Raw genomic sequence first — 10,650 nt, 5'->3', positions numbered from 1 at the left:
GGTTAGTTGAACGCGAGCCAGCTGGGCAAAGCGCGTTCACGGGAGTCGCACAGCACCTGACGGGTGTCGCAGGATCCCTTGGGAACCCCGGCCCCGGCCCACATGCCGCCGGTGTCGCGCCGCAGCACGATCGCCGATGATCCGCCGCCGTCCAGCAGGATCGCCGTGTCACTGCCCAGCCCCCTGAACAGATCCTGAATGTTGTCCGGGGTGTAGCTGCCGCCCTGGAACACGTACATCTCGTCTTTTGCCCGCGAGTAGGCGAGCGCGGTCCGCGCGGCGCTGGGCCCGCCGTCGTTGAGTTGACCGGTCTGGCCCGGGGCGAGCAGACCCAGCCCGCTCACCGCGACGAACTGCTCCCCCTTTTCCACCAGGCCCGTCACGACCGGACCGGCCGCGTCGTAGTCGCCGCCGTCGCGGCCGCCGCGGGGCCAGACCACCGTGGGTGCGCCGTGGCTGGGCAGGATCATCGTCGCCAGTGAGCTCCAGTGTTCGCTGCCGCCGGAGAGTCCTTGTTTGCCGGCGTAGGGGATGGTGCCGGTGACCGCCTGATTGGCCCGGCCCTGGCCGCGGGTGTTGTCGACGTAGACGCCCAGCGGTGAGCTGCAGCCCGTCGACCGCCAGGAGCCGCCCTTCTGGCCGCGCACGTCGAAGAAGTTGGCGTTGATCGCGATGGTCGGCTGGCCCAGCACCTGCCACGCCTGCAGCGGGGCATAGGTCTCGGATGCCTGCAGCAGGCCCTCGCCGGTGCGGGCGCCCGGAGTGCGTTCGCACCGGGACTGGTAACCGGAGTGGCTATCCACCAGCAGGTGTGGCGAAAGGCGTTGCGAGGCAGCCTTGATGATCATCAGGTGGCCGCCGCTGTTGCCGTCATACCAGCTGCCGCCGGCGTTGAGCATCGGCGCGGGATGTCCGCCGCCGAAGTTGTAGACCAGATAGGACCCGCGAGTGGTGGCGATCGCGCTGGCCAGCTGATCGCTTGCCTCGGCACGGGCCACCGGTTGCCCACCCACACCCGCCAGCGCCACCAGCAGCGCAGCGGTGCAGCCGGCGGCGATGCGCCGAAAAACTGCGGCTGGACTCGACACGATGGCCCTTTCGGCGCTGCTCAGGTAGCTACGACATAAAACACAATAACCTCACAAGAAACACTGTCAACATAAGTAACAGTTGAGCGTCGATTTGGCGCCGAGGCAATCACGTTCTGCCGCAAAGGCTTTGCCGGAGGGTGTGGGTGGCCGCTAGCGGATAACCGAGCTACCGCTCCACCCGGCATCGGCGACACTGGCCGTCGGTGGCTGCGGGGCGGGCATCTCGTCGACGGCGTCGGGCTCGATGACGGCGTCGACGGTGTGGCTGCCGTCGTGGATCCGGTGGTAGCCGCGGCGGTCGTAGGCGCGGGTGGCGCCGGCGCCGAGCAGCAGCCCGATCGCCAGGCCGATGCTCGTCATCACCAGCGCGTGGGCCAGGCCCGCATCGGCGCGGCCGTCCAGGTACAGCAGCGCCCGGGTACCGATGAAAACCTGGTGCATCGGCTCGAATCCGGACAGCCAACCGAAGAATGGCGGGGCGGCCTGCAACGGCACCGTCGCCCCCGCGGAGGGGAGCCCGAGAATCACGAACACCAGCAGGCTGGCCATCAGGCCCAACGTGCCCAGCGCTGCGATCAGCGAGGTGGAGGTGATGCCGACCGCGGCGATCGCGAAGGCGCCGTAGCCCCACAGCGCCCAGGCGTGCGGCATCGGCATCTGCAGCCAGTGCGCGATCCCCATATAGGCCGCCGACGTCAGCAGCGCCAGCACCAGCATCAGCGCCCACTTGACCAGCAGGGTGCGGAACCGGGAGATGTTGACCTGTTCGGCGAACCGATACACCGGGCCGAATTCGGCTGGTACGTAGCCCAGCATCGAGTCCACCAGGGTGCTGACCACGATGCTGCCGGTGAAGCCGCCCAGCAGCAGCAGCAGCGCGTAGTAGAAGGCGGACAATCCGTTGCCGGTCCCCTCGAGCAGCGGGTTGTGCACCGCGGTGTGGATGTTGATCGGGTTGGACAACACCAATCCGACCGCGCCGGGCAGCGGGGCGCCGCCGGTGTGCTGCCGCAGTTGCCCTGAAAGCCGTTCCCCCGCTTTGGTACTGACAGCCGTGATTGCCCGGTTCAGGGTCTGGCCGGCGATGGTGGAGCCCAGCGACCCGGCGCGCGGGTTGGTCTCGATGGTGATCGTCGGCCGCTCCAACTGGCCGAGGCTGAGCGCGCTGCGGGCCACCTGCTGGAACTTCGCGGAGAAATCGTTGGGTATCACCACGGCGCCGTAGACCTGTGCGGTGTCCAGTTGATGCTGGGTCTCGGCGGCCGACAGCACCCGGATGTCGAATTTCTCCGGGTCCATCGTGGCGACCAGGCCGTCGACGATCTGGCGCCCGCTGGGCCCGGAGTCATCGTTGACCACCGCGATCGGGAAGTGCTGCAGGTTGCTGGTCGGGTTGACGATGCCGCCCAGATACAACGCGGCCAGCGCCGACAGCAGCGCGAGCGTGAGCACGATCGGGGCGGCCCAGAACCGCACGGTACGGGTCGCTCGGATGCCGGCCGCCGGGTCGGGGGCCGGGATATGGTGCTGTGGCTGGGACATCACTAGCCGCCTAACTTCGCATGCATTTCCCACACCAGGATCTCGGCGGGGTCAACGGCCGTGACCCGCCGAGCATCGGAGGCGGTGAATCGCACCGCGTCACCTTCGCACAATTCGCCGGAGTCCTCCAGGGTGACTCGCCCGCGGGCGACGAACAGGTGCAGGTATCGGGCCTGAGGCAGCTCGATGACGGCGCCGGGGTGCAGCCGCGCCGCCGACAGCGCGGCACTGCGGTTGCCGATGCCGATGACGGCGTCCCTGCCGGGAATGCCCGAGGCGATCGTCAGCAGACCCTGCGACAGCTCCTCGCCGACTTCGCACTGTTGGTAGCCGGGGTCGCCGCCCGGCTCGTCGGGCACCACCCACATCTGCACGAAGTGCACCGGTTCCTCGGCGGCGTCGTTGCGCTCCGAATGCAGGATTCCGCTGCCCGCGGACATGCGTTGGGCCAGCCCGGGGTAGATGACGCCGGAGTTGCCCAGCGAATCCCGGTGGGTCAGTGCACCGTGCAGCACCCACGTCACGATCTCCATATCGCGGTGCGGGTGGGTATCAAAGCCTGCAGCCGGTAACACCATGTCGTCGTTGTTGACCATCAACAAACCGTGATGGGTGTTGTCCGGGTGGTAGTGGTCGCCGAACGAGAACGAATGCCTGGAACGCAGCCAGGGCGTGGTGGTCAGGTACCGGTCGGCGGCCCGCCGTATATCGACGCTGCCTTGCATTGCCACAGCCTACTGCCGGGCAACGCCGGTTCAGCGATCGAGAACTACCAGTCCGCTTCGGTGAACGTGATGACCCCGCGAATGTTCTTGCCGTCCAGCATGTCCTGGTAGCCGTCGTTGATGTCTTCCAGCCTGTAGGTGTTGGTCACCATCTCATCCAGCTTGAGCAGTCCCGACTTGTACAGGCCCACCAGGCGCGGTGTCTCGATGTGCGAGCTGCCGCCGCCGAAGATGTTGCCCTTCAAGGTCTTCTGCAACATGGTGAACAGGAACAGATTGAGCTTGACGTCGGCCTCGATCATCGAGCCCATCCCGGTCACCACGCAGGTACCGGTTTTGGCGGTCAGGATCATCGCCTCTTCGATCATCTCGCCGCGCATTTCACCGACGGCGAGAATCGTCTTCTGGGCCATGATGCCCCAGGTGAGTTCCATGACCGGAGCGATCGCCTCGGCCATCGACGCATACGCGTGGGTGGCGCCGAACTTGAGCGCCTGCTCGCGCTTGAACTCCACCGGATCGATGGCGATCACGTGGCGGGCGCCGGAGATCACCGCACCCTGCAGCGCGCTCATCCCGATGCCGCCGACGCCGACGATGATGACGGTCTCGCCCGGTTGCACCTCGGCGACGTTGGTGGCCGAACCGAAGCCGGTGGGCACCGCGCAGCCCAGGATCGCAGCGGTCTCGAACGGCACGTCGGGATCGATCTTGACGACGGAGTCCTTGTGCACGGTCATGTACGGTGCGAACGTCCCCAGCAGGTTCATCGCGGCGACCTCGCGGCCACCGGCGTGGATCCGGTTGGTTCCGTCGGCGATGGCCTTACCGCCCAGCAGCACCGCGCCGCGATCGCACAGCGATCGGTAGCCCCGCATACACGGCGGACAGTCCCCGCAGGCCGGGATGAACGCCATGATGACGTGGTCGCCCTCGGCCAGGCCGGTGACGTTCTTGCCGACCTTGGTGATCACCCCCGCGCCCTCGTGGCCGCCCAGGGCGGGTAGCGGCATCGGGGTGGCCCCGGTGGTCAGGTGGTAGTCGGAGTGGCACATCCCGGCGGCGTGCATCCGGACCTGGACCTCGTCGGCGACGGGGTCGCCGAGGTCGATCTCATCGACCTTGAAACCCTGGTTGAGCTCCCACAGCAGTGCGCCCTTGGTCTTCATGACCGGCCATCATAGAACACGTTCCAGAATCAGTTCCGATCGGTGCGTTCACCTGGGGAAATGCCGACTCAGGTGGTCTTGTGTGGAATCCCGACCGACAAGCCGCCGTCGAGCACCAGGTCGGCCCCGGTCATGTAGGCGGACTCGTCGGAGGCCAGGAAGATCACCGCGGTGGACACCTCGGCGGATTTGGCGCCGCGGCCCAGCGGAATCTGCAGGGAGTCGTCGGGGATGGCGATCGTCATCCGGGTGCGGATCAGGCCCGGCAGCACGCTGTTGACCCGGATGTTGTGCGGGGCCAGCTCGACGGCCGCCGCCTTGGCCAGGCCGCGCACCCCCCATTTCGAGGCGACATAGCCGTACAGGCCGGAGCTGCCGCGCATCCCCTCCACCGAGGAGATGTTGATGATGGACCCGCCGCCGGCGGCGATCATCGGGGCGATCACGGCGTGCATCCCCAACATGGTCCCGGTCAGGTTGACGTCGATGACCTGCTGCCAGACGGCGATGTCGAAGTTCTCGATCGCGTTGTACTTCGCGATTCCGGCGTTGTTCACCAACACGTCGAGGCTGCCGAATTCCTCGACCGCGGTCTGCACGGCGGACTGCCAGTGATCGGCCTGGGTGACGTCGAGGTGCACGAAGCGGGCCCGCTCACCGAGCTCGTCGGCCAGTTTGGTGCCCTCGGCGTCCAGCACGTCGCCGATGAGGACCTTGGCGCCCTCCTCGGCCAGCATCCTGGCGTGCGCCGCACCCATGCCCCGCGCCGCGCCGCTGATCAGCGCAACCTTGCCGTCGACCCTGTTCATCAGTTTCCTCCGCCGAGTGGCCAGTTGTCGCACGCTTTTGAGTGGTTTGCGTACCATAACTGGCCACTCGGCGAGAGATGTCGGACCCCGCTGGCAGGGTCGGCGCGTGGGCGATATCGACGGGCCATTCATCGGTACCGAGGCACTGGCGGCGGGCCGGTCGAGCAGACGTATCCTGGCCCGGCGCTATCGCGCGATCTACCGCGATGTGTATGTCGCTACGAACCACACGGTCACGCCGATCGACCGTGCGCTGGCCGCCTGGCTGTGGTCGGATCGCCAGTCGATTGCGGCCGGTCTGTCGGCGGCGGCACTACATGGTTCGTTGTGGATCGACGCCGAGCGCCCGGCCGAGTTGTACCGCCGGAACGGGAAACCGGTCGACGGGATTCTGATCCACCGCGACGAGTTGCGCGATGACGAGGTGTGCCAGGTTCAGGGGGTGCGGGTGACGACTCCCGCGCGTACCGCCTTCGATCTGGGCCGACGCACCGGTTGGAAGCGCGCCGTGATCCGGCTCGACGCATTGTCGCAGGCGACGGGCGTGCTGCCCGCCGAGGTCGGGGCGGTGGCCGACCGGCACCCGGGTGTGCGCGGCGTCGTTCAGTTGCGACGGATACTCGACCTGGTCGACGGCGGCGCCGAGTCGCCGCAGGAAACCCGGACCCGGCTGGTGTTGATCGAGGTCGGCCTCCCCAAACCGCAGACGCAGATCCGGGTGCGGGACCGGTTCGGGCAGGTGTTCGCGCGGGTGGACATGGGCTACGAAGAATTCAAGCTCGCCATCGAGTACGACGGGGAGCAACACTGGACCGATCCGGCCCGTCGCGCCTACGACATCGAGCGGCACGCCAAACTGTTGGCCCACGGCTGGATTGTCATCCGGGTGAGCGCGGATATCCTGCGTTATCGGCCGTACCTCATCGTGGAATGGGTCTGCCTCGCGCTGCGTGCCGCCGGCGCCGAATGGCCAGTTATCGCACGCATTTTGCGCCAAAACGCGGCATAACTGGCCGCTCGGCCGCTAAAGGTACGCGGGCAGCCCGAATTTGGGGAACGACGAGGTGTCCAGGAACGCCACGACATGGCTGACCCCGCCCGGGTGGATGTCCAGGACGTGTAGCTGGAACGGCAGATGCCGGTCCCCGTCGCGCAGGTACACCGCCGCAGCGGGCTGACCGTTGGCGGTGGTCGCGATGAACCGCATATCGCCGGCCTGCGAGGCGGGGCACTTCTGCCGGGACAGCTCCCCGATGGCCTGCGGCCCGACATACCAGCTGTCGTAAGGGGGCATCTCCCAGACGGCGTCGTCGGTGAACAGCGTCACCAACCGGTCGATGTCGTAGTCCTCGAAGGCCGAGATGTAGCGGGCCAGCAGGTCCTGGGCCGTGGCGGAGTCCGGCGGCAGCAACTGGCCATCGCGGCTGGGGGCGACGGCCTGCAACTGCGCCCGCGCCCGTTGCAACAGGCTGTTGACCGCGGCGGTCGAAACCCCGATCGCGTCGGCCACCTCGGCGGCCTTCCAGTCCAGCACCTCGCGCAGCACCACCACCGCGCGCTGGCGCGGCGACAGGTGCTGCAGGGCGGCGATGAACGCCAGCCGGACCGACTCGCGCAGGTCGACGATCACCGCAGGGTCGCGGGGATCGTCGGTGTCCGGCAGCGGCTCCAGCCAGGGCACCTCGGCGCGCTCCACCAGATCGGCCGACGGATCCGAACTCGGCATCCCCAGCCCGCTGGGCAGCGGGCGCCGCTGCCGGCCCTCCAGCGCGGTCAGACAGGTGTTGGTCGCGATCCGGTGCAGCCAGGTGCGCAGCGACGACCGGCCTTCGAAGCGGTCGTAGGCCTTCCAGGCCCGCAGCAAGGTGTCCTGCAGCAGGTCCTCGGCATCGTGCAGCGAACCGGTCATCCGATAGCAGTGGGCGAGCAATTCCCGCCGGAACGGTTCGACGCGGGCCGAGAAATCCCCGCCGTCTGGAGCTTCTACGAGCACACTCACCGGACTCAGCTTACGCAGAACATCTGACATTGCGCTGTCGCGATGATTAGCGTCGTGGGGTGGCGATGCGGTGGATCGACGAGGCGCAGTTCGCCGCCGGCTTCCGGGAGGCCGCGGTAACCACCCGACGGCTGCAGAGCGCATTGGGAGGGCTCGCCGCAACACCATTGCATTTCGATCTGATCCGCATCGGCACCATCGAGCTGGCCGCCAGCGGCACACTGGGAACCGCCGAGATCGCCGCCACCGGACCCGGATCCTTCGCCATCACCGTGTCGGCTTCGGTCGCCTTCACCGTATCGCTGGGGGTGCGAACACAATTCGGCGCCGAACTCGCCATCCGGCTGAGCGCCCGGCCCCGGTACGCCGAACCCCTATTGCTGGTGATCGACATCGCGCCGATTCGTGCCGATGACGTCGTGATCGCCACCAGGTCATCCGGCCTCGCCACCATGATCCCCGGGTTGATCGACACCGTGCTTCACGAAGCCAGGGGAATCGTCGCCGACCAGATGTACTCGCTGCTGAACACCGAAGCTCTGCGGTCGTCGCGGGTTATCGACATCGGCGCTCGGCTGGAACCCGATGACGGCATGGCAGCAACGCCGATTCCCCCGCAGTGGCGCTGGCTGTCCGATGAGCAGTTCGGCCACCGCTTTCTGCGCGGCGCCGTGACCGTGGGCAGGCTGTCGTCGGGATTGGACAACCTCGCGCAGACGGTGGTGGACATCGGCCCGCTCACCGTTGGTCCGCGCGGCCTCGCCGCTGTGCAGGCGAGCGGGGTCGTCGCGTCGCCGACCGTGCAGCCGCACCACGACGAGAGGGGCCCGACATTCGATGTGAGGGTCCCGGTTCGACTCGATCTTTCGGTGACCGTCGGCTCGCGCATGGACTACGCCGTCGACGTCGGTATCCCGCTGACGGCAACCGCGCGCTACGCCGAGCCCCTCGCGGTCGTCATCGATATTCCGGAGGTGGCCGCCAGGGTCATCCAGGTACACGTGAAAGCGCGCACCGCGGCCGGCCGAGTAATCGCGATGCTCGTCGGCCTGGACCGCCGGCTACGCCGACACATCGCACAGGTAGTCAATGAGCGGATCGCCGACGCGGCGCACCGAACGGTCGACGTCGGTGCGCGAATCGAGGCCGCTGGATGAGCCGGCGCCGGACCGACAGCTAGGCTCTCCCCTGATGGCTACCACCCGCACCGAACGGTTCTTCGATGGCGCCGGCGGCGTGCGCATCGTCTATGACGTGTGGGAACCGGAAGCCCCGGCGCGGGCGGTGGTGGTGCTCTCGCACGGCTTCGGGGAGCACGCCCGCCGCTACGACCACGTCGCGCAACGTTTCGGCGACGCCGGGCTGGTGACCTACGCGCTGGACCACCGCGGGCACGGTCGGTCCGGCGGCAAACGGGTGCGGGTCAAGTCCATGAACGAGTACACCAGCGACTTCCACACGCTGGTCGGCATCGCCGCCAAGGAACACCCGGGGCTCAAGCGCGTCGCCCTCGGCCACAGCATGGGCGGTGGCATCGTCTTCGCCTACGGGGTCGACTATCCCGACGACTATCAGCTGATGGTGCTCTCGGGCCCGGCGGTCGCCGCGCAGGCCGAGGTCCCCGGTGCGGTGGCGCTGGCCGCCAAGGTGCTGGGCGCGATCGCGCCCGGGCTGCCGGTGCAGCAGTTGGATGCCTCGGCGGTGTCCCGCGACCCGGAGGTGGTGGCCGCCTACAACGCCGACCCGCTGGTGCACCACGGCAAGGTGCCCGCCGGTGTGGCCCGCGCGCTGGTGCAGGTGGGCGAGACGATGCCGCGGCGTGCTGCGGCGTTGACCGCGCCGCTGCTGGTGGTGCACGGCGCCGAGGACCGGCTGATCGCCGCGGACGGCAGCCGCAGCCTGGTCGCCTGTGTGGGCTCCGAGGACGTCCAGCTGAAGATCTATCCCGGCCTGTATCACGAGGTGTTCAACGAGCCCGAGCGCGACCAGGTACTCGACGACGTCGTCTCGTGGATCACCGCGAGGCTGTGAATCGGCGCAGGCGCGCACCGCACCCCTCGTCTAGGTTTGCGTTGCATGAGTGACGACAAGATGCTGGCGCGTATCGCCGCGCTGCTGCGCCAGGCCGAAGGCACCGACAACGCCCACGAGGCGGAAGCGTTTATGGCTGCGGCACAACGACTGGCCACCGCAACGTCCATCGACCTCGCGGTGGCCCGCTCGCACGCGGCGACGCGTTCCCCGGTGCAGCGCCCGATCCAACGCACCATCACCATCGGAACCGCGGGCAGTCGCGGCCTGCGCACCTATGTGCAATTGTTCGTGGTGATCGCCGCGGCCAACGACGTGCGCTGCGACGTGGCCTCGAACTCGACGTTCGTGTACGCCTACGGATTCACCGAGGACATCGACGCCACCCACGCGTTGTACGCCAGCCTGGTGGTCCAGATGGTGCGGGCGTCCGACGCCTACATCGGTACGGGTGCGCATCGTCCCACTCCTACGATCACCGCGAGACTGAATTTCCAGCTGGCGTTCGGCGCGCGGGTGGGGCAGCGGTTGGCCGAGGCCCGCGAGCAGGCGCAGCAGGAGGCGACGAAGGGCCGGGACAGTTCACCCGGTACCGCTATCGCACTGCGGGACAAGGAGATCGAACTGCACGACTATTACCGTGGCGCGTCGAAAGCGCGTGGACGCTGGCAGGCCACCAGCGCCTCGGCGGGCTATTCGTCGGCGGCGCGGCGGGCCGGTGACCGTGCGGGGCGGCAAGCGCGGCTGGGCAACAGCCCAGAGTTGTCTTCGGCGCGTGCCGCGTTGGACCGGTGAGCGGGCGGGATGCCCAGCGCGCCCGGGTGTACGCCGCCGAAGACTTTGTGCGGACGTTGTTCGATCGGGCCGGCGAGCACGGGTCACGGGCGGTTGAGTTCTTCGGCACTCAGCTGACGCTGCCACCCGAAGCGCGGTTCGGATCCGTTGTCTCCGTTCAGCGCTACGTGGACGACGTGCTGGCGTTGCCCGCCGTGCGGGCGCAGTGGCCCGCGGTGGCGCCGCTGCGGGTGCGGGCCCGACGCGGCGCCGGCGCCGCCCATTACGAGAACCGCGACGGTGCCGGTGTCATCGCCGTGCCGAGTCCCGCAACGGCCGCCTGGGCGATGCGGGAGTTGGTGGTACTGCACGAAATCGCCCACCATCTGTGCCGGGTTCCCCCGGCGCACGGGCCGGAGTTCGTTGCCACGCTGTGCACTCTGGCGGAACTGGTGATGGGTCCGGAGCTGGGACACGTGCTTCGGGTGTGCTACGACAAAGAGGGTGTGC

11 protein-coding genes are annotated in these 10,650 nt (G+C 68.0%); 5 read left to right on the top strand and 6 right to left on the bottom strand.

Features of this window, described 5'->3' with window-relative positions; all coding sequences use genetic code 11:
* Positions 1-2: 2 nt before the first annotated feature.
* From AC5Y36_RS25555 to AC5Y36_RS25535, 5 genes are all read right to left on the bottom strand, one after another.
* Positions 3-1,112: a phosphodiester glycosidase family protein gene (locus AC5Y36_RS25555; RefSeq protein ID WP_500043773.1), complete on the bottom strand. Its 1,110-nt coding sequence runs from the start codon at positions 1,110-1,112 to the stop codon at positions 3-5.
* 129 nt (positions 1,113-1,241) lie between these two features.
* Positions 1,242-2,633 carry a DUF3533 domain-containing protein gene (locus tag AC5Y36_RS25550; protein WP_500043772.1) on the bottom strand — a complete coding sequence of 464 codons (1,392 nt, stop codon included), beginning with the start codon at positions 2,631-2,633 and terminating at the stop codon, positions 1,242-1,244.
* A 2-nt stretch (positions 2,634-2,635) separates the two neighbouring features.
* Entirely contained in the window at positions 2,636-3,358 is a 723-nt protein-coding gene (locus AC5Y36_RS25545) for a pirin family protein (protein WP_500043771.1), read from the bottom strand.
* 44 nt (positions 3,359-3,402) lie between these two features.
* On the bottom strand, positions 3,403-4,527 hold the full coding sequence (locus AC5Y36_RS25540; protein WP_500043770.1) for an NDMA-dependent alcohol dehydrogenase: 1,125 nt from the start codon (positions 4,525-4,527) through the stop codon (positions 3,403-3,405).
* Between the two features lie 68 nt (positions 4,528-4,595).
* The gene (locus AC5Y36_RS25535; RefSeq protein WP_500043769.1) at positions 4,596-5,336 is read right to left on the bottom strand and encodes a glucose 1-dehydrogenase; all 741 of its coding nucleotides are present in this window, start codon (positions 5,334-5,336) and stop codon (positions 4,596-4,598) included.
* Here AC5Y36_RS25535 and AC5Y36_RS25530 point away from each other — a divergent pair.
* A complete protein-coding gene (locus AC5Y36_RS25530; RefSeq protein WP_500043768.1) occupies positions 5,317-6,345 on the top strand; it encodes a type IV toxin-antitoxin system AbiEi family antitoxin in 1,029 nt (342 codons plus the stop codon). The two genes, AC5Y36_RS25535 and AC5Y36_RS25530, sit on opposite strands and share 20 nt — an antisense overlap.
* Positions 6,346-6,360: 15 nt before the next feature.
* Here AC5Y36_RS25530 and AC5Y36_RS25525 read toward each other — a convergent pair whose 3' ends face one another.
* Positions 6,361-7,365 carry a sigma-70 family RNA polymerase sigma factor gene (locus AC5Y36_RS25525; protein ID WP_500043767.1) on the bottom strand — a complete coding sequence of 335 codons (1,005 nt, stop codon included), beginning with the start codon at positions 7,363-7,365 and terminating at the stop codon, positions 6,361-6,363.
* 29 nt (positions 7,366-7,394) lie between these two features.
* Here AC5Y36_RS25525 and AC5Y36_RS25520 point away from each other — a divergent pair, with 29 nt between their 5' ends.
* From AC5Y36_RS25520 to AC5Y36_RS25505, 4 genes are all read left to right on the top strand, one after another.
* The gene (locus tag AC5Y36_RS25520) at positions 7,395-8,492 is read left to right on the top strand and encodes a hypothetical protein (protein WP_500043766.1); all 1,098 of its coding nucleotides are present in this window, start codon (positions 7,395-7,397) and stop codon (positions 8,490-8,492) included.
* Positions 8,493-8,526: 34 nt separating this feature from the next.
* Complete coding sequence (locus AC5Y36_RS25515; RefSeq protein ID WP_500043765.1) at positions 8,527-9,366, top strand: alpha/beta hydrolase; 840 nt, start codon at positions 8,527-8,529, stop codon at positions 9,364-9,366.
* Positions 9,367-9,411: 45 nt separating this feature from the next.
* On the top strand, positions 9,412-10,161 hold the full coding sequence (locus AC5Y36_RS25510) for a DUF2786 domain-containing protein (protein WP_500043764.1): 750 nt from the start codon (positions 9,412-9,414) through the stop codon (positions 10,159-10,161).
* A partial coding sequence (locus tag AC5Y36_RS25505; protein ID WP_500043763.1) for a TIGR04338 family metallohydrolase occupies positions 10,158-10,650 on the top strand: 493 nt, incomplete at its 3' end. The genes AC5Y36_RS25510 and AC5Y36_RS25505, both read left to right, overlap by 4 nt.

This window comes from Mycobacterium sp. NGS50, assembly GCF_059812545.1.
Note: the sequence above shows the minus strand (reverse complement) of the source record. Positions and strands in the feature narration are given on the sequence as shown.